Source organism: Sulfuricurvum sp., from assembly GCF_049277495.1.
Lineage (GTDB): Bacteria > Campylobacterota > Campylobacteria > Campylobacterales > Sulfurimonadaceae > Sulfuricurvum.
This window is the reverse complement of sequence record NZ_JBASYM010000006.1, coordinates 1-18,541: the sequence shown is the minus strand read 5'-3', so window position 1 is coordinate 18,541 and position 18,541 is coordinate 1. Positions and strand designations below refer to the sequence as shown.

At 43.1% G+C, this 18,541-nt stretch carries 19 protein-coding genes; 10 read left to right on the top strand and 9 right to left on the bottom strand.

The window, feature by feature from the left end; genetic code table 11:
• The 4 genes from WAO38_RS00915 to WAO38_RS00900 all read right to left on the bottom strand — a co-directional run.
• The coding region (locus tag WAO38_RS00915) for a Crp/Fnr family transcriptional regulator (protein ID WP_422233451.1) at nt 1-550 on the bottom strand (550 nt) is incomplete at its 3' end.
• Nucleotides 528-1,598, bottom strand: a complete 1,071-nt coding sequence (locus WAO38_RS00910) for a hypothetical protein (RefSeq protein WP_422233449.1) — start codon at nt 1,596-1,598, stop codon at nt 528-530. The genes WAO38_RS00915 and WAO38_RS00910, both read right to left, overlap by 23 nt.
• Nucleotides 1,595-2,257 (bottom strand): uracil-DNA glycosylase, encoded by a 663-nt coding sequence (locus WAO38_RS00905; protein ID WP_422233447.1) that lies wholly within the window; start codon nt 2,255-2,257, stop codon nt 1,595-1,597. The genes WAO38_RS00910 and WAO38_RS00905 overlap by 4 nt, the downstream gene beginning before the upstream one ends.
• A gap of 81 nt (nt 2,258-2,338) precedes the next feature.
• Nucleotides 2,339-3,982, bottom strand: coding sequence for a putative bifunctional diguanylate cyclase/phosphodiesterase (locus WAO38_RS00900; RefSeq protein WP_422233445.1), 1,644 nt, complete (start codon nt 3,980-3,982; stop codon nt 2,339-2,341).
• A gap of 375 nt (nt 3,983-4,357) precedes the next feature.
• Between WAO38_RS00900 and WAO38_RS00895 the strand changes: the two genes are divergently transcribed.
• Nucleotides 4,358-5,146, top strand: coding sequence for an HDOD domain-containing protein (locus WAO38_RS00895; protein WP_422233443.1), 789 nt, complete (start codon nt 4,358-4,360; stop codon nt 5,144-5,146).
• Nucleotides 5,147-5,156: 10 nt separating this feature from the next.
• Here the strand turns inward: WAO38_RS00895 and WAO38_RS00890 are convergent, their stop codons facing one another.
• The 3 genes from WAO38_RS00890 to WAO38_RS00880 all read right to left on the bottom strand — a co-directional run bounded on the left by WAO38_RS00890 (nt 5,157) and on the right by WAO38_RS00880 (nt 7,805).
• The gene (locus WAO38_RS00890; RefSeq protein ID WP_422233442.1) at nt 5,157-6,773 is read right to left on the bottom strand and encodes an NAD-binding protein; all 1,617 of its coding nucleotides are present in this window, start codon (nt 6,771-6,773) and stop codon (nt 5,157-5,159) included.
• A gap of 52 nt (nt 6,774-6,825) precedes the next feature.
• The gene (locus WAO38_RS00885) at nt 6,826-7,203 is read right to left on the bottom strand and encodes a DUF6394 family protein (RefSeq protein ID WP_422233441.1); all 378 of its coding nucleotides are present in this window, start codon (nt 7,201-7,203) and stop codon (nt 6,826-6,828) included.
• A 182-nt stretch (nt 7,204-7,385) separates the two neighbouring features.
• The gene (locus WAO38_RS00880) at nt 7,386-7,805 is read right to left on the bottom strand and encodes a class II SORL domain-containing protein (protein WP_422233439.1); all 420 of its coding nucleotides are present in this window, start codon (nt 7,803-7,805) and stop codon (nt 7,386-7,388) included.
• 173 nt (nt 7,806-7,978) lie between these two features.
• Here WAO38_RS00880 and glyS point away from each other — a divergent pair, with 173 nt between their 5' ends.
• Nucleotides 7,979-10,015 (top strand): glycine--tRNA ligase subunit beta, encoded by a 2,037-nt coding sequence (glyS, locus tag WAO38_RS00875; protein ID WP_422233437.1) that lies wholly within the window; start codon nt 7,979-7,981, stop codon nt 10,013-10,015.
• Nucleotides 9,987-11,138: an NAD(P)/FAD-dependent oxidoreductase gene (locus WAO38_RS00870; protein ID WP_422233435.1), complete on the top strand. Its 1,152-nt coding sequence runs from the start codon at nt 9,987-9,989 to the stop codon at nt 11,136-11,138. The genes glyS and WAO38_RS00870 overlap by 29 nt, the downstream gene beginning before the upstream one ends.
• On the opposite strand, the gene WAO38_RS00865 is transcribed toward WAO38_RS00870, so the two are convergent.
• Nucleotides 11,129-11,593, bottom strand: coding sequence for a hypothetical protein (locus tag WAO38_RS00865; RefSeq protein ID WP_422233433.1), 465 nt, complete (start codon nt 11,591-11,593; stop codon nt 11,129-11,131). The genes WAO38_RS00870 and WAO38_RS00865 overlap by 10 nt on opposite strands.
• A 9-nt stretch (nt 11,594-11,602) precedes the next feature.
• Complete coding sequence (locus WAO38_RS00860) at nt 11,603-12,397, bottom strand: C40 family peptidase (protein WP_422233431.1); 795 nt, start codon at nt 12,395-12,397, stop codon at nt 11,603-11,605.
• Nucleotides 12,398-12,523: 126 nt separating this feature from the next.
• Here WAO38_RS00860 and hemH point away from each other — a divergent pair, with 126 nt between their 5' ends.
• From hemH to WAO38_RS00825, 7 genes are all read left to right on the top strand, one after another.
• On the top strand, nt 12,524-13,471 hold the full coding sequence (gene hemH, locus WAO38_RS00855) for a ferrochelatase (RefSeq protein WP_422233429.1): 948 nt from the start codon (nt 12,524-12,526) through the stop codon (nt 13,469-13,471).
• Nucleotides 13,472-14,113 (top strand): HAD family hydrolase, encoded by a 642-nt coding sequence (locus WAO38_RS00850; RefSeq protein WP_422233426.1) that lies wholly within the window; start codon nt 13,472-13,474, stop codon nt 14,111-14,113. It abuts the gene before it with no gap.
• Nucleotides 14,114-14,116: 3 nt separating this feature from the next.
• Nucleotides 14,117-15,352, top strand: a complete 1,236-nt coding sequence (locus tag WAO38_RS00845; protein ID WP_422233425.1) for a hypothetical protein — start codon at nt 14,117-14,119, stop codon at nt 15,350-15,352.
• 36 nt (nt 15,353-15,388) lie between these two features.
• Nucleotides 15,389-16,099: a DUF695 domain-containing protein gene (locus WAO38_RS00840; RefSeq protein WP_422233423.1), complete on the top strand. Its 711-nt coding sequence runs from the start codon at nt 15,389-15,391 to the stop codon at nt 16,097-16,099.
• The gene (locus tag WAO38_RS00835; protein ID WP_422233421.1) at nt 16,096-17,931 is read left to right on the top strand and encodes an MFS transporter; all 1,836 of its coding nucleotides are present in this window, start codon (nt 16,096-16,098) and stop codon (nt 17,929-17,931) included. Before WAO38_RS00840 ends, WAO38_RS00835 begins: the two co-directional genes overlap by 4 nt.
• Nucleotides 17,912-18,280, top strand: coding sequence for a diacylglycerol kinase (locus tag WAO38_RS00830; protein ID WP_422233419.1), 369 nt, complete (start codon nt 17,912-17,914; stop codon nt 18,278-18,280). Before WAO38_RS00835 ends, WAO38_RS00830 begins: the two co-directional genes overlap by 20 nt.
• Nucleotides 18,281-18,340: 60 nt before the next feature.
• Nucleotides 18,341-18,541 (top strand): saccharopine dehydrogenase NADP-binding domain-containing protein (locus tag WAO38_RS00825; RefSeq protein ID WP_422233417.1); only part of this gene is annotated, 201 nt, incomplete at its 3' end.

Genomic DNA, 18,541 nt, shown 5'->3' with positions numbered 1-18,541 from the left:
GGGTAATACCGAGCAACTGGGCAATCTCGATCCCTTTGAGGCGCTGAAATGCATCTTTGTCATCGCGAATTAAACGAGCTACTTTAGCCAAGGCATTCGGTGCACTGTGGCGTTGCAAGGAAAGTTCCAATGCAGAGATTTTTTGGGTAAGGGACGCGATCAATGCGATACTCAACGACGGGTCATTTTGCAAAAGGGCTAAAAAAGGATCACGTGAAATTTTAAGGATAACGGATGGATGAAGTGACTCACACGATGCCGGGTAGGGGACTTGTTTGAGGGTCGCTACTTCAGCGATCAGTGAAGGGGCACGGAATCGGTGGATGAGAATGGTTTCGGTAGAAGCGGTCGCTTTAAAAATAGAGACTTCACCGTCGATGAGAAAATGAAAATAGCTGCTCTCATCCCCTTCGTAAAAGATGATTTCTCCCTCATTATAATTACGCACAATACCGATCTGCTCTATTTGGGAACGCTGCAGCGGTGTTAGGTGGCTGAAAATTCCGATTTTGTCGAGAGACAATGGATTATCGTGCAGTGATTGGCTCAAAACCGTACTCTTTCGCGCGTAGCAGTTCCACAGGGTAGATCACCTGAGCGTTAATCATCCGCATAGTGTATTCTCTATCGGTATTGTCGAGAGTTGCGACAAGATAATCGATACCGACGCTGGTAGCATATTGAATCCAGTCAAACGTGATGTCATTATTCATCAGTGCGTTGGATTCATAAATATTGGATGGAAATTCGATCAACGAATTCGCCAAAATCATATTCTTTCGGTCTTGATACTGCGTTAAAGTGAGGAGGGCAGGGTCGATATTGATCTGAGTCGAAAGGATATTGTGTTCTTTGATGCCTCTGACTGTCATGTGTGAGGTCAGGATAGCACTTTTAACGACGGGAATATGTAAGATAATACTGGCCTTATTAAATGGGGACGGTTTGGAAAGATGGGCGATAATGTTATCCCCTTTGAGGTCAACCGGATAGGAAGAAACTTTTTTCTTTTCACTTTTGTGGGCTAAAAAGACTTCTTCCGTTGATGCTTTGAGTTGGTTTCCGACATTGGAATTATCGTAAAAAATAGCGATGGAGTTTGCCATATACGGGACTAACGCTTCAATCTGAGCGACATAATCGATTGCTCCGAACGCTATGTTTTCCGGCGCTGAGGGGAGATCTCTTTTGTGGACGGTAGGAATAAAAACAGAAATCGTCGACTCAAGCGTGACAAGGTTTTTAGCACCGGTTAGGGTAAGAGGGGCGAGAATAGCATTCATATTGTCACGATGCACGGCATCCAGGGCTTGTGCAATGGATGCTGCTGACTCATTGGCTAAATCGTAGCGTTTGATTTCATAGTGTTCATTGCGCAGCGCCATAAGGGTTGCCAGGGATACATTATAGACGGATTGCGCGTATTTGCCAATGACGTTAGGGGAAGAAAGCACAGCAATTCTAATCGTATCATCCGTTGGTTTTTGAAACGGCTGAATCAAATCGGTACCAGCCGATGATCTATGAATCGTCATTGTTTTGGCATTGGTACATGCAAAGAATACCAACAGTATGAAGATTAACCGTATAAATTTCATAATAATTGAGCCTTGATAGTTTGTAAATCACGCATGGCATCTCGCTTGAGGGAAGGATTGCGGACAAGGTAAAGAGGATGATACATCGGGATCAGCTGTGCATCTCCGAAAGGAATGATTTCTCCGCGAACGCGTTCGAAATCTCCGTGATCACCGCTGAGGATACGATACGCATCGGGTCCGAGTGTGACAATGATTCGAGGTTTTATCAGTTCAAGCTGTTTGGACAAAAATGGGGTACAGCTGCTGCATTCACTTGCAGATGGATTCTGAAAGCCAAACGGTTTGCATTTGACTGCATGGGTGAAATAGGTGTCTTCAACTTTCAGATTGAGCACTTTTTCAATCATATCACGCAGCATCACACCCGATCTGCCGACATAATATTCCGATGATTCATCCTCAGCCGCAGATACATAGGCATCAACAAACATTAATGAGGCACGCGGATCGCCAAATCCGGACATGCTTTGGCGTCGCGATTTACTCAGATCACACAGATAGCATTGTGAAATATTTTGCCCCAATACACTCAGAGAATCAGGCAAGGTGTTAGACGCACTCTGTACGTTTGGGGTGATGGGATCGACGTAGGTATACCCCAGCGATTTTAAGCGGTAAAGATTTTCGAGTAAAGCGAGATTTTGAAAAGAGTCCACGGTATTGCTTCAGTTGTTAAAGATAAGAGAGTATAAAAGAAAGGGGGTTAAAAGGAGATAAAGAAGGAGTGCTCTAGCGTTTTATGAAGCAATGATACTTTCAGGTTTTCCGGTATAGTAGCCTTGGGAATAATCGACACCGAGTTTTTTCACCGCATTATAGATGGCTTCGGAACTGACAAATTCAGCGATTGTCTTGGCACCTATTTTCTGAGCAAAACTGACGATTGTTTCAACCACGATAAGGTGTCTCGGGTTGTCCGTTATCCCCTGAATGAGAGAACCGTCTATCTTAATATAATCGACGTTCAATTTTAGAATATTCTCAAAATTTGAATATCCCGTACCAAAATCATCAATCGCTATTTTGGCTCCCAATGCTTTGACTTGAGTAATGAACTCTACCACTTCTTCATAGTTTTCGATCCCCTCCGATTCGAGAATTTCAAAGACGATTCGAGAAGCCGTACCTGTCTTTGTAATGGTATTGATGATCTCTTTGACGATGTGGGGATCTCGTATATCACTATCGGAGAGATTAACCGAGAATTCTTCATTGCGTGTTGCAAAAAGTTTACAAGACTGATTAATCACTTCAATCGTAATCTGGGGGTAAAGTTTTGTTTTTTTGGCGATCGTCAGGAATATGGATGGCGCAACCAAATTTCCATGGCTGTCAATCATACGGACAAGCGTCTCGTATTTGTCAACGGTTCCGGAAACGAGATTGACAATCGGTTGATAATGACAGATGATTTGCCCTTTGCTCAATGCCAAACGTATGGCAGCACTCATTTTCATGTTTGCACGATACGTCTCTTCTACATTTTCATGTTCGGCATAAAGAGCGATTGCTTTTTTACTCTTTTTTGCGCGGTTAAGCGCAATATCGGCACGTGTTAAGAGCTTATAATTTCCGATAGCGGCACCGACAGTCATCCTGATATTGATGATCTCATCATCAACGTAAAAAACTTTTTCTTCGAGTAATGACATCAGCGCCGTAATACGGTTATGTAAATCATTCCAGGTGATGTTTTCATAGAGTAAAATAGCAAACTCATCTCCGCTGATCCTGTAGGGTGAAAAATTCATCTGATAAAACCATTGGCCGACTTGATGAAGAATGTTGTCTCCAATTTCAATCCCAAAAAAATCATTGATCTCTTTAAAGTCGTCAATGTTGAAAATAACACAAACGGAAGGGTTTCTTTTTCCCATATCGGAAACGATTTTTTGGCGATTCGGCAATCCGGTGAGCTGATCGTAGTAGGCAAGTTTAAACGATTTTTTTTGACTTTCCCGTAATGCGCTTAAATCGCTGAAGATAGCAAGATAATTTTGAATTTTATTGTTTTCATCCATGATGACACTGATACTGACCCATGCCGGAAAGATTTCGTCATTACGTCGTTTGACCCATATTTCGCTATTCCAGTGTTTTTCACTCAATAAGGTATGCCACATTTCGTCATAAAAGGAGTTGTCATGCTTTACCGAGGAAAGAAGATTCGGATTTTTGCCGATTACATCTTTTTCTTCATACCCGAATGTTTTGATAAAGGCATTATTGACCTTAATGATCTGATTGTGGCGATCGGTAACGATCATGCTGTCCGAAGCATATTTCATTGCCATTGCCAAGATTTCAAATTCACGGCGACTTTGATGTATTTTGGTTTCTTCCAAAGTCGTCCATGATTCTGAAATAATTCTTTCTCCCATTACTGTCGCCTTTATAGATGGAAAATAAAAATATGCCGTGTAATTTTTTTTAGATAAGAGGCCATTATTTCATTGCTTTTACTAGTTTTTATTATTATTTTACAAGGATATCGGTATAAAAATTATTTGATGTATTTGTATATATTATCACAATTGTTCAATTTTAGAATTTTATTGTTACTTATGTATAAATAATAGTAATGCTAATTAAAATAATATTAAAGTTTTCCTTTCAAATATTCATATTATGGATGATTTTCATCCTATTTATGGCACTATTTGAAGCTAAATAGGATATTGTTATACCTATAAAATAATGGAAGATTATTCTTCATTATGAGTAATTTCATCAATACTACTTTACTAAGGATACTAATGGATTCTGATTTATTGCATTCAATCGAGTCATTTCCGCCGCTGCCTGAATCTATAAATAAAATGAATGAATTATGCCGTTTTGAAGAGATTGATTTAAAAGCTTTTATCAAAGTCATTGAATCTGATCCGATTCTCTACACCGATATTCTCCGCTACTCGAATGTTCCTCAACATGGATTTCGTCACTCTATTACATCTATTTCACAGGCAATTGCCCTTTTCGGCATCGGGGCAATACGAGGTATGTCTCTGACTGCCGCGTTAAAGGCTCACCCTTACAATGATCTAAGTCCATACGGTATCACCATCAATGAATGGTTTGGAGTGATGGAAAATCAGCAGCGTTTTTTAGACCTTTGGCTCGGTAAAAAACATCGGATTGTTCTTCAGTCGTTAGGGGGCCTTACGTTTATTTTGGAAATAGGCCGTTTGGTTGCCTCCTATGCATTGATGGACAAACAAAAAAACTATCAATTTACTGAAAGTGATCCGGATAAACTTATCCTTGAAGAAGCAGAAATTATCGGTAGCTCCGGTGATGAACTTGCCGCTAAATTATTTGAAGTTTGGAATTTTGACCCTATGTTTTTAAACTCTTTAGGATGTTCTCTTAATCCTGAGATTGGAATTGATCCGAAAGCCTGTGCTTCTTTAATGTCTGCACGAATGCTTTTTACACTTAAAAGTATCAAGCCCTTTGAAGAGATTGAACCTATTTTGAAGAAGTTTGATTTTAACCTTGAGGATGCAAAAGTAGCGTATGAGATTGTAACCGCTCAATTGTGAGCGCAAGATTTCACCACGGCCATTTGAACCGGGTAGCCTCTTGGCGGTGAATGACAAAATAAAGTTCGTAATAATGGTTGACGATCGTATTGAATCGTTTCAGGCTCGGATGGGTCGCGGTAAAGAGCAGCCGGTCATTGAGCTTTAGCAACACGTCTGGATCCGGAAGAATAATAAATTCTCCGTCTGTGCGTTCTATCCCTAAAACTATCATTTGTAAATCGATTCCGTCGTTATAGGGATTATTCAGCAGGTCTCCGAGTTTGACCGGATGCTCATCCAGAAAGCGGCTCAGTGCGTACATATTGGTTTCATTGATCCGTGTTTCAATCAGAGCGGGACGTTTATTGATCTTATGGGTAATCAGTTTTAGTATCTCGCTGTATTTTTCTTCTCCCAAGATTTCAATCGATTCTATAAAGCGAAAGGTCATAGGACGATGGATGTAATTGTATGCATCCATCGCCGCCATCTGATCGAGGGCAAAGATCTTATCGACACGCAGATGAGAAAAGAGGCTTCTTTCTTCGAGCTCATTCTCCCGCACGATAGTAAATATTCGCGGATTAACGGCACGGGCGGCTGCGACAATGGAGAGATTGAATGCATCGTCATTGGTCGCTGCAATAATACATGATGCATTGATGATATCCGTTTCCGGAAAAAAGTCTTGATTGGCAGATATTCTATTCTCAAGCTCTTCGGTAAAATCAATATAAGCATAGGCGATGTTATTTTTTTCTAGCATCGTCATGATCGCCTGGGCGATTCGTCCGCGGCCACAGACAATGTAGATTCCCTTAGGGAGCTGATCGGTTTTACTGACGTGGAGATTTCCCCCCTGAATCCAGCTGAGCAAGTTAAAAAGATAGGGCGAACGTAGGGCAAAATCAATCCGTTGGGCAACAGCATTGAAAACATCGATAACATGGTCAACCCCGATCGTCTCCAAGGTTCCGCGCCCTTGTTTTAACCCGGCGCGGGCAAGAATTTTGAGCTGTTTGTTTAAAATTCGTGAGCGCACGGCTATTTTCAGATTCAGTTGGCTGTCGTCGAAGAGTGTGACTATAAATTTACAATCTTGTGATTGTATTCCGGCTGCTTTAAGTACTTCAGTCAAGGAAGCATCTGCCGCAATTGCCGGTATGGAGGGCATATAGAGCTCTCCGTTTAGGGATTCGATTTTGGCAGGATTGATATCGATGATAACAATACGAAAATGATTGTCCCGATTGATACGGTCGATAAGAAGCCGGGTAGCATCGGTATAACCGCAGATCAGGATGAACTCCTGATCGAGGTGGCGTACTTTACGTCGGAAGGCATTTAGTCGCAAAGCGGATATAAAGGATTTGTCCTGCAGCAGTGCGATCAAAGAACCCAGCGCATAGATCCATGCCGGAACAGCAATATAGATGGTCAAGAATACAACCATCCGCTGTTCATACGTAAACGGGTACGGGACTTCCCCAAACCCTATTGTTGTGGCGGTGTATGCGACAATGTACATTGCATCAAAAAAGCTTAGATGAACCGTATTGCCCTGATTGTCAATTCCGGGAACGATCGTAAGCAAGATAATCGGGATTGCATGCACAAGGTTCAATAGGATCAGAGGAGTTCTCATCCTCCTTAAAAAAAGCCAAAATGATGCTTCGCGTTGTTTCATGAAAAACCGGTTAGCGTTTGAGCATCAGGGTTTCACCCACAAACAGAGCAACGGAGATGATATTGGCAATCAATGCCCCGGCCGCAAGTGAAATGATGACACTCGATGCATCAGGAGTGACACCTCCATGCATCGTTGCTATTCCCCAATACGTTGCCGCTGCAATGAGCTGTAAATCCGCGACCAGACTCGTTGCCAGGAGAACGGAACCTATCTGTGTCTTATCTCCCAATTTCATGACCGTCGCAATGACATTGACGATAAATGCCGCAGCCAGTTCATACACACTGTGATGCGCTATAACATCAATATCTCCATACACAAAACCGAAATTAATGGTAAGCGCAAGGATGATAAAGAAACCGGAGATTACTTTTTCTGAATTCATATATTGCCTCTCTTAGTATTCTTTGACGTGCTAATTTGGACAAAGGATAGTATGAGAGAGCGTAAATTTTACTTAATGGAGAAATTATATAAGAGAAAAAGGGTAAGAGGAAGAGATGAATACTCATTAAGCCCAGGAATAGGGCTTAAAAGTTTATTGTTTTAATTTGACTTCAGTTGAAGTTACGAACAGTGTCCGCCGCCGCAGCATGATGAAGCTTCTTCTACAGTTACTTCGACAGGAGTTGATTCCCATACACCGTGTTTGGTGCAGTACCCGTGAGCTACAAGAGTCAATTTTTTACCCATTGGAACGATGTTGAATGTTACTTCAGCGTGATTTTTCTCGTTTCCAAGTGTTCCCGGTACGAAATCAGCGCGTGCAAGCAAAGTTTCACCGTTGTAAAGTGCGATGTTAGCGATGAAATGATCGAAATCATCCGGATGAGAGTATTCATTCCCCATTTTAACGGTAACAGCGAATTTCTCCCCTTTTTTTGCTGTGCTTTCACAGTGAATAAATGGTGAGTGACGGTCAATGTAGTCTTTTTTCGCTTCGCGGTCTACAGTACTGATATCGACGTAACGGTTGATTGTTGGCATTTTTGTTCCTTGATTGAATTTAATATGAATGGGGACATTGTACAACTCCAAACTTTTAACAACACCTAAATAGGATACTTTATCTCTGAATTAATTTTTTCCAAAGCAACAGCGATTTTTAACCAACATAGGGGTAAAATCGGGCTTTAAAAATGATTGATGGATAAGTGAATATGTTAAAACCTCTTTTGATTGAAATCGGTGTTGAAGAACTTCCGGCTGTACCCCTTCTCAAAGAACTCTCGGAAATCGAGAAAAAATGGGTTGCCGTACTGGAAAAAAATGCTCTTTTAGGGGAGTTTGAGTTCTATTATACGCCGCGTCGTTTGGTACTGTGGCACCGGGAATTTAAAGTTTCTCAAGACGATCGTGTCGAAGAATTTTACGGCGCACCGGTAGAAATGGCAATAAAAGACGGTGTTCCGACACCAGCTGCTTTGGGTTTTGCCAAAAAATGCGGTGTTGAGTTCGACCAAATATCACGTGCGGAAAAGGGGGGTAAAGAGGTTCTCTACTTTAGCCGTACCGTAAAAGGACGACCAAGCAGTGAAATTTTGGGTGAGATGATCGAACAATGGATCAAAAGTCTCAACTTCGGAAAATCAATGCGCTGGGGTTCCTCGCATGAGAGCTTCATCCGTCCGATTCGATGGATCAATGTCATGATGGAGAATGAGGTCGTTGACGTCGAGCTTTTCGATGTTCGCTCATCCGCCCATACCTATGTCCACCGCATTAGCCATTTTGAAGCGAAGAAGGTTGACTCTATCCACCACTATTTCGATCTGCTCAAAGAGGGCTCCGTCACCCTTTATCCGCAAGAGCGTCGTAATACCATTTTGGCTGCTTTTTCTGCACTGGAAAATGCACACGGTATCAGTATCGAAGTCGATGAAGACCTTCTGGATGAAGTTGTCGCTATCACCGAACACCCGACCCCGCTTTTAGGAAATTTTGATGAGAGTTTCTTAGAACTTCCGCCTGAAGTCATTATCACGTCGATGAAAGAGCATCAACGCTATTTCCCGGTATTTAAAGACGGCAAACTGATTAACGCATTTGTCGTTGTATCGAATGCCTTAACGGATGATTTTAGCAAAGTCATCGAGGGGAATCAGCGTGTACTCCGTCCGCGTCTCTCCGATGCACTCTTCTTCTACCGAAATGACCTCAAAAAAGGGCTGAGCACGGCAGGATTGGAAAAAGTCGTCTTTATGAACGGATTGGGTACGCTGGCTGAAAAAATCGCACGCGAAAAAACGGTTGCTTCAACGCTCTCGAATCTTGTGTATGAAAATATCAATCCTACCGTCTTGGAACGCGCTATGGAGTTGGCAAAAGCCGACTTGATGAGTGAAATGGTATATGAATTTACCGAGCTGCAAGGGTTGATGGGGTACTACTATGCCCTAGCGCTTGGAGAACCTTCAGAGGTGGCCATTGCCATCAAAGAACAATATTTGCCTACGGGTGAAGAGAGCGCTTTGCCGAGTACAATGCTCAGTGCGATCGTCGCTATGGCGATGAAGCTCGATACGCTGATCGGTATGTTCAGTATCGGTGAGATTCCGACCGGTTCACGCGATCCGTTCGCACTTCGCCGTGCCGTTAACGGGATTATCAAAATCGCCGTTGCGCACCAGATCCCACTCAATTTTTCAACCCTGATCGATCAGCTGAGCAATCTCTATCCTCAAGGAAAAGAGTACAAAAAGAATATCGAAACCTTTATTATTGAGCGTCTCGCCGGAGCGTATCCGGGAGTTAATCCATCGATAATTCAGGCGGTTGTTGCCAAAGACGCCAATGTAGAACTTGATGTCCTCGAAATCGACCGAAAAATCCGGGCAGTAAGTACTATTGCCGCATCGGATTCATTCGTCGAAGCGTTCTCTACCTTTAAGCGTGTCAGCAATATTCTTAAAGACGAAGCAATGGATAAAGGGTTCAATGTCAACGAATCCCTTTTTGAAAACGATGCAGAACGCAATCTCTATTCATCAGCTTATGCAGTCATAAACAGTCAGTATGAGACACTTGAAGAGCGTTTGGATGCGCTCTTTGCCCTCAAAGCTCCGCTGGATTCTTTCTTTGATAATGTCATGGTCAATGCAGAGGATCTGAACGTTCGTGCTAACCGTAAAGCCCTTGTAGGGATGATTTACGCAGAGATTTATTCGATTGCCGACATCAAAAACATTACCTTATGATGTCATCATCATCGGTGCGGGGATAAACGGCTGCTGTAGCGCATACACTCTCCATAAAGCCGGTTTACGTGTCGCTCTGATCGATCAGGAGGGGATAGCCTCCGGCGGCAGCGGTGCTGCAGGGGCTTTTATTTCTCCGAAAATCTCCAAAGCGGGAGAACTCAAAGAGATCATGAGCGAGGCTCATGCCGAAGCACTGAACTTTTATGCAACCCATTTTCCAAGTCTTACCCTAATAAAGCCGCTCCTTCATATTGCCAATAGCCCGAAAGAGGGCGAAAAAGTCGAATCGTTTAAACATGAAACCCGTATAAAGCACTCCAATATTCCCCACAAGATACAAACTCTGCTGAGTGATGAAGCACTCAACGCATCTTCGATATATTTTGATATGGGTGCCGTCGTCGATGCCCAGGGTGTATGCAAAGCAATGACGGAAGAGATCGATTTTTATCTATTTAAAGTTGAAAAATTCATTCATGCGGATAGCCTCTGGCATGTCGGTAATTTGTGCGGAAAACACCTTATCCTTTCGATCGGAGCCTATCCGAAGCTGCTGCCGATTGATTACGTCGGCTTGCGAGGTATCTGGGGGCATCGGATCGATATGGAGACATCGACTCATATCCCGTGTATCCTCCATCATCATGTTTCGATCTCTCCGACAACCAAAGAAGGGATCGTGGCTATAGGTGCGACACACGATGTCCATTATTCCCCGTTTTCCGGTAAAGCATATGATGCAGAGCAGGGGAGAAAAATACTGCTCGAAAAAGCTTCCAAAACATTAAAATTAAATAATATTAACATCATAAGTGACTATATGGGTCTGCGTTCAGGCTCAAACGATTATCTTCCGATGCTGGGAAGTTTGGTCGATGCGGAGGCTACATTGGAGAAACACCCCCATATGCGGCATGGTCAGGCCGTTGATCCAAGCGACTATATCTATTACCCGAACCTCACCATGATCAATGGTTCAGGGGGATACGGGTTTGTACTGGCACCATACTTGGCCAAACGATTAAAAGAGTTTATTGTCGACGGCAGAGCGACTGACCCGATATTGTCTCCATCGCGTTTTTTTCCGCGTTGGGCAAAAAGAAAAAATCTTCAGTCGTAAACAACGACTCCATAATTATCATCAATCCGATAAAATCGTGAATCGGCCGTAATAATAAGATCGTGCAGACGGGCAAGATGGACATAGCTGTTTTTTTCGATTTTTATTCCGTTTTCAAGAAAAAACCGTTTGAGATTGACAAACTTGATATCGTTGACAAACTTGTATTCGAATTGATTGTAGAGACGCATTTTTTTGTAGCCGAAGATATGGCTGTCGATTCCAAGCTGTGTCGCGGCATATTGGGTGGGCAGGTAGCCGGTGAGATCGGTTAAATTTTCTTGAATATGGGCGTATTTCGTCGGAAGGGTATTCTTTTCGATAAAGACGTAACGGTTAAGCTTAATATGCCGGCTTTCATTCCAATACGAATAGGCAGGCGAAGAGAGCGAGAGTTTGGTATACACTTCTTTCCAGAGCCAGTGTTTGTCAAGAATGGAGTAAAAAGCTGACATGTTTTTCGATTATTCGTCGTACTGAAGATTGTTAAGTGCGAGACGCTTGGCGTACATAAAATGATTTTTATAATATCCTTTGTCAATCGAATCGTATTGTACTTTACGAGCGGCATAGGACGCATGAATGATTTGTCCGTTTCCTGCATATATCGCTACATGTGAGGGATCTGACTTATAGGTGTGATAAAAGAGTAAATCACCGATCTGCAGGTCCTTATAATCGACATTTTCACCGAGTTGGGCTTGTTCAGCCGCACTGCGTGGCAGAGTGACACCGAATTGCTGAAAAACTTGCTGGGTAAACCCGGAACAATCGGTGCGGTCTCCGTCTTTACCGCCAAAACCATACGGGGTTCCTAAAAAATCTTTTGCACGGGCAAGGACTCTTTCCTTTACATTCTGTAAGTTTCTGACAATCTTTTGGGTATTGTTTATCGGAGTCTCAGTGGCAGTTATTTCATCCGGGCAAACCATTTTTGACGGGACGGGAGAAGGCTTGGTCACGACTAAAAAAGGGTTGGAATTCTGGCCGATCGTATCGGTCTCAACTTTGGTATTTTTGATTACCGTCTCGGAAATCACAACGGGTTTAACGGCAGGTTCTGTCGGTGGAGTGGGTTTGGCAATAGCTAAAGGAGAACTGTTTTTAAGGAAAGGGTTATCATCCAGTTTTGAGGCGTCATTCGTTTTCTTTAATGCCCGTTCATATTCTAGAAAAAGAGAAGGTTCACGCCTTTGTGAGTCTGCTTGTACGGTAATACTCAGCAAGATTAGTGATAGTACTGTCTGTTTTATCAGCATTCACCCTCCTAATTTTCTGCACTGTAGTCATTATAGATTAAAAAGCTTTAGTTTTTTTTATAAATCTTAAATTTAACACTTCGTTATGGTACACTTTCTTCAAAAATGAATGGATAATGCAGAGTTATGAAAGAAGCGATTGTTTTACTAAATATGGGCGGTCCCAATAATTTAGCTGAAGTTGAGATGTTCTTGCACAACATGTTCAACGACCCTTATATTATTCGAACAAAAAGCACTCTTTTACGACGATTTATCGCCGGTTTGATCACGTTGACACGGACTGAAAAATCACAGGAGATTTATCGGCAAATCGGAGGAAAATCTCCTCTCGTTGATCTTACACGGAGTTTGGTAACGCATTTGAAAGAAGCACTTTCTCCTGATATTATCGTCGATTTTGTGATGCGTTATACACCTCCGATGGCGGATGAAGTATGTGTGCGCTTGCAGGAACAGGGGATCGAGAAGGTTTATCTGATTCCTTTGTATCCTCAATATTCAAGTACGACAACCCAGTCTTCGCTGGATGATTTTGAAGAAACTGCTCATAAAATCGGCTGGAATGTCATTACGGTAGAGATAAAACATTTTTTTGCCAATCCTACGTATAACCGCTGTCTGCTTGAACGGATAAAAGAGGCATTGGGCGGTGAGAGGGCAGAGTCGTTTGATATTATATTTTCCGCCCACGGCCTGCCGCAGAAGATTGTTGATCAGGGAGATCCGTACCAACGTCAGGTGATTGCGCATGTTGCATTGCTCAAAGAGATGATGAAAAATGAGACACTACATTTTAACGGTATCCATTTAGCGTATCAATCCAAAGTCGGGCCGATGAAATGGTTGGAACCCTCATTGGAAACAGCCTTAAAGGAGCTTGAAAATAAAAAAGTGATCATTGTCCCGATTGCTTTTACGATTGATAATTCCGAGACCGATTTTGAACTCTCCATAGAATATGCCGAGGTTGCCCATGAATTGGGGTACGAAGAGTATCGGGTGTGCCGCTGTCCAAACGATCATCCCTTATTCGTTCAAATGCTGAGTGAGCTGTATCTAAAGATGAAATAGATGAAAAACATTGCAATATTCGACATGGATGGCACGTTAATCGATTCGGGTCTGGACATTACCATCTCGATCAACCATGTTCGAGCCGAATGTTACCGTCTCGGACCTTTGAGCGTTAGCTCTGTCATTGATGCGATTAATGCGCCCATCCGTAATCTGCCCGAGATTTTTTACGGCAAACCTCTTTATGAAGAGAAAGCCCGCGAATTATTTGAGGAACACTATTTTGATCAGTGTATTCAGAATGTGACGGCGTATGCAGGAATACGTGACCTGTTGAAAACATTGGATGAAAACAACGTGGTTATGGGGGTCGCTACGAATGCCCCCGGAATATTTGCCAAGCGGATGTTGGAACATTTAGAACTGGATTCGTATTTTCAGCTGATTATCGGTGCGGATGATGTCGAGACCCCTAAACCTCATCCGCAGATGCTCCATCGCCACCTCGATCACTATGCCTATCATTCAGGTACGGATTATGCTTGGATGATAGGTGATAACACCAAAGATATGGAAGCCGCAGCACGTGCCGGGATTCCCGGAATCTTCGCCGGATGGGGCTTTAGTAAGACGGGTGAAGGGGATTATTTCAGTTCTTCCCCTGAATCTATACTCGATATTATTTTTACAAAGGGATAAAATATGATCAGTATTGATTTGCTCATCACCATTATCATCATGTCACTTTTATTTTTGCGCCACACCGCAGTTTACAAAGATCCGAATAAAATCAACTATACACCCGTTGTGTTCGCATTGGGAACCATCGGGGCACTGTTGCACTTTATTCTCTCCGGAGGAATGGATGCGGGTGTACTGAAAGAGTCACTTTTATCTTTAAGTGTCGGTATTGCACTTGCTGCTATTATGAGTGTAATGACACAGACCGTTTCGGTCATTAATGCCCATGACAACAGCGCACGCCTCGGCGAATTGAGTGATCAACTCTCAAGTGTAGGAACGTCGGTCATCACGATCAAAGACCGGATTGATCTGCTTGCTCAAATGGAGAGTTCGACGCATGAACAAATCCGCAATGTTTTTAAAGAAGAACTTGACGCCCTGAATGTCATCCAAGCCAATCAAAAACTATTCGTTTCTAAAATCGAATCTCTATTAGCCCAGCAGCAGAGTGCAATGGAAAAATTTGAAGATTTTACCCTCAGTGAACTTCCGAGTCTGGATAATGTCGTTCATCGCCATATCGATCTATTGCGTGTTTCGGAGCAAGATCACTTTAATCAGCTCAAAAATGCTTCCCGTGTCGGATGTGATGAACAAAAAGAGGTTCACACGCAGCTTAAAGAGCTTCATGATCTCGTCCTCCAAATGAGTCACCAGCATCTTCCTGACCATACGATCGCGGTTTTACAAAAAGAGCTTGACCGCATCGTCCATGATTTTTCGCATCATCTTCAGATGCTCGGGGCAAAAAGCGAATCGATTGTAACCTCATTGCTGGAAAATGACTCCTTGCTCCGCGGTTCACGCGAACAAAGCGAATTGATTATGCAGCAAATGGTCCTGTCCTCAAAACAGATGCGTGAAATGACCTCCCATTCCAAAGAACTCTCCGATTCGCTCAAACCGCTTTCCCGTCTTTTCGCTTCAGCGGAAACGCTTCATGATGAGTTTGTCAATGCCAAAGGCAAGCTCGGCGAACTTATCGTAACTCTCGAATCGTACGAGCGTCAGGAATATCGATCCATCCGTCAGAGTTTGGAAGAAGTCGCCGCCGAAGCAACCGCACAAATGCAGCTTTTGGCTCAAACACTCCAAAAAAGAGAATCGTTTCCGATAACAGAGACTAAAAATGTCCAGGAATTGTCAAGCAAAGTCAAGTTACATAAGAGCTATTTGGGAGAAAACCAAGAATAAAGACCTTATAATGGCAAAAAAATAAGGTTTGATTCAATGGTAGAATTTTATGAACTTTTAGATGATGAGAATGTACCGTATCGCTGTGATGTAGAACTGGACCTCATTGAAGAAGCTCCCCAAGAGGAACGTCCTTTACTCCTATGGCTTTTTCTCAAAGCAGATAGCGTTACGGAGAGCCTGGAATCCTTTACTGAAGATTTGAAATCAATGCTCAGCAGCAATTTGGATGCAGTGTTTGCGGGGAGGGTGATGAAAGACGGCTGGGCCGAGTTTTATTTCTATGCACCGCAGGCCAAACGTTTTGAAAACGTAAGTTCTGAAGTGATGACCCGACATGGCGGATATGTATATGAACGCGGTTCCTCCAGAGACAGTAAATGGGAGATGTACAGTGACAACCTCTACCCGGATGCTTATGGACTTCTCAGTATCCAAAATCGCCATACGATCAGTGCCCTCGTCGAAGCGGGCGATGACCTGAGTATTCCGAGAGAAGTTGAGCATTACCTCTTCTTCCAGACCAAGAGTTCAATGGAGCGTGCCGTTGCTCAACTCGCTTCTCACGGATTTGAGGTCAAAGAATATGTAAATGATGATGAAAGTGATTACGGATACGGCGTCGTTTTAGTCAAGAATGAGGCCATAACACCGGAGACAGTGGAAGAGACGACAACGTCATTGTATGAGTCTGCCATCCAAGAACACGGGCATTATGAGGGATGGAGTACGGTCCTAGGAGAATGAGTATCCGTCGTATTGCGGGGGTAATCCCCTATACCTTGGCACTTTTTTTGAATGCTTTTACCGATTTGGGCCATAAAATCATTATCCAAAATACCGTTTTTAAAATCTACGATGATCAGACCCAGATTATTTATACGGCAATTTTAAATGCCCTTATTTTACTTCCGTTTATTTTTCTCTTCACCCCTTCAGGGTATCTCTCTCACCGCTTTTCCAAAGTCAATGTCATGCGCTATGGAGCATTGGCAGCCGTTGTGATTACGTTATTGATCACGTACAGCTATTATCAGGGGTGGTTCTGGGGGGCTTTTACCCTTACGTTTATACTGGCAGCACAAAGTGCAATTTATTCACCCGCCAAATACGGATATATTAAAGAGATTGCCGGTGAGCATGACTTCAGCGCACTCAATGCTTTAGTCCAGTCGGTAACGACCGTGGCCATATTGAGCGGCATAATTGCCTATACGGTACTGTTTGAGAAATCGTTGATTACATCCTATCAAAGCGAAGCAGACATTTTGAAGCAGATCGCACCGCTGGGGTGGCTGCTGGTTATCGGGAGTACCATCGAATTCATCTTAACACTTCGTTTGCAAGGGTATTCAAAAAGCTTCGGCACCGCATTTAATATTAAAAAATATCTAAGTGGCTACAGCTTCCGTAAAAACTGGGTTTTGCTTCGTCGTAAGCCGGAGATTTTCGATGCCATCCTTTTTCTCTCTTTGTTTTGGTCGATTTCGCAGGTTATTCTGGCCGCTTTCGGTGCGTATGCCAAATCGACGCTGGGTGTTGAAAATACGATTATCGTTCAGGGCTTGATGGCACTTGCCGCGTTTGGAATCATTCTCGGATCGGTTATCGCTTCAAAGCTCTCTCGCCATTATCTGCACAAAGGGCTTATTGTTGCCGGTGCATTGACCATCACCCTAATGCTTGTATTGCTGCCGATTACTCATAGCCTGGTTTTGATCGGATTGGTCTTTTTCGGTTTCGGTATCGGCGGTGCGATGATGATCGTCTCCTTAAACGCCCTTATCCTCTCCAAAACCCCGCGTGTCCATATATCTTATGTTTTATCAGGAAATAACTGGGTACAAAATATTTTCATGACACTTTTTTTGGCGTTGACCACCTTGTTCGCCTATGTCGGATGGGATTCATTGATGCTTTTTTACGGCATGCTGGCTGTCTCTGTCATCCTGACAGCCGGGGCGATGGTTCGCTATAAGGACTATTTCGTTTGGCTAATCTTTGAGAGAATTTTAGCGTTTCGCTACAACATAATTCCGATGCAAACCCATAATATTCCTCATGATAAAGCGGTATTACTATTGGGAAACCATATAAGCTGGATTGACTGGATTTTGGTTCAAGTCGGCATTGAGCGGCGTATTCGCTATCTGATGGAGCGTTCTATTTATGAAAAAAAATTGATTCGGCCGATCATGAAGCTGGGTGAAGTGATTCCCGTTTCATCCAAAGGGGCCAAAGAAGCCTTCAAAGAGGCCAAAATACGGCTGCAAAACGGTGAAATCGTTGCACTCTTTCCGGAAGGGACGATTAGCAGCAGCGGTGATATGGGTAAGTTTTATCCCGGATATCAGGCTATCGCTTCAAAGAGCATCGGAGTGATCGTCCCTTTTTATATTGACGGGATATATGGAAGTGTTTTTTCCCGCTCTTCATCGCGATATACTTCATCCGGATCATGGTTTAGACGCAATATCCGGGTTATTTACGGGGAACCTCTGCCAATGGACAGTAACCCGGAAACCGTGTATAATGCGATTATCACATTAAAGGAACACTGTGGCACTCAACAAGCCTGAATACACCCTTTTTAAAAATACACGATATGCACTCAACGGTTTGCTTGAGGTGACGAAAAACGAGAAATCGTTTCGTCTCCAAATTATTTTGTTTGTTGTCGGTATGGTTGTCGCATGGAGTCTTCCTCTCGGATTCATTTACAAAGCGGTTCTTTCGGTTTCGCTGTTTATCCCGATGATTGCTGAAGTGATTAACAGTGCGATCGAACGCACGGTTGATTTGGTCACGTTTGATCATCATGAGTTGGCGAAACGGGCAAAAGATGCCGGTGCGGCACTGGTTTTTCTTTCACTGGCTATGCTGGCATTTATCTGGGGTTTGACACTCTACGCGGCTTTTTGCCTGTAACGTTTTCGTAAGAGATATTTTTCTATAATTCTTAATAATTAATTCACCAGGAGGTTTGCTATGGCAACTGTACTTATTATCGGCGCCGGTGGAGTAGGGCGCGTCGTAGCACACAAATGTGTTATGAACAATGATCTCTTTGATCGTATCATCTTGGCAAGCCGCAGCATCGGACGCTGTGAAGAGATCCAAAGCGAACTTCCGCAGGGTGCACTTGAAATCACTACGGTGGACGCGGACAATACCGATGAAGTAATCGCT

What these genes read in the sequence shown, in the direction of transcription:
- WAO38_RS00850 (WP_422233426.1), top strand. Translation starts at nt 13,472, where the DNA reads ATGAAAAACATTGCAATATTCGACATGGATGGCACGTTAATCGATTCG.
- glyS (WP_422233437.1), top strand. Translation starts at nt 7,979, where the DNA reads ATGTTAAAACCTCTTTTGATTGAAATCGGTGTTGAAGAACTTCCGGCT.
- WAO38_RS00890 (WP_422233442.1), bottom strand. Translation starts at nt 6,773, where the DNA reads ATGAGAACTCCTCTGATCCTATTGAACCTTGTGCATGCAATCCCGATT.
- WAO38_RS00910 (WP_422233449.1), bottom strand. Translation starts at nt 1,598, where the DNA reads ATGAAATTTATACGGTTAATCTTCATACTGTTGGTATTCTTTGCATGT.
- WAO38_RS00840 (WP_422233423.1), top strand. Translation starts at nt 15,389, where the DNA reads ATGGTAGAATTTTATGAACTTTTAGATGATGAGAATGTACCGTATCGC.
- WAO38_RS00895 (WP_422233443.1), top strand. Translation starts at nt 4,358, where the DNA reads ATGGATTCTGATTTATTGCATTCAATCGAGTCATTTCCGCCGCTGCCT.
- WAO38_RS00880 (WP_422233439.1), bottom strand. Translation starts at nt 7,805, where the DNA reads ATGCCAACAATCAACCGTTACGTCGATATCAGTACTGTAGACCGCGAA.
- WAO38_RS00835 (WP_422233421.1), top strand. Translation starts at nt 16,096, where the DNA reads ATGAGTATCCGTCGTATTGCGGGGGTAATCCCCTATACCTTGGCACTT.
- WAO38_RS00860 (WP_422233431.1), bottom strand. Translation starts at nt 12,397, where the DNA reads ATGCTGATAAAACAGACAGTACTATCACTAATCTTGCTGAGTATTACC.
- WAO38_RS00900 (WP_422233445.1), bottom strand. Translation starts at nt 3,982, where the DNA reads ATGGGAGAAAGAATTATTTCAGAATCATGGACGACTTTGGAAGAAACC.
- WAO38_RS00885 (WP_422233441.1), bottom strand. Translation starts at nt 7,203, where the DNA reads ATGAATTCAGAAAAAGTAATCTCCGGTTTCTTTATCATCCTTGCGCTT.
- WAO38_RS00865 (WP_422233433.1), bottom strand. Translation starts at nt 11,593, where the DNA reads ATGTCAGCTTTTTACTCCATTCTTGACAAACACTGGCTCTGGAAAGAA.
- hemH (WP_422233429.1), top strand. Translation starts at nt 12,524, where the DNA reads ATGAAAGAAGCGATTGTTTTACTAAATATGGGCGGTCCCAATAATTTA.
- WAO38_RS00845 (WP_422233425.1), top strand. Translation starts at nt 14,117, where the DNA reads ATGATCAGTATTGATTTGCTCATCACCATTATCATCATGTCACTTTTA.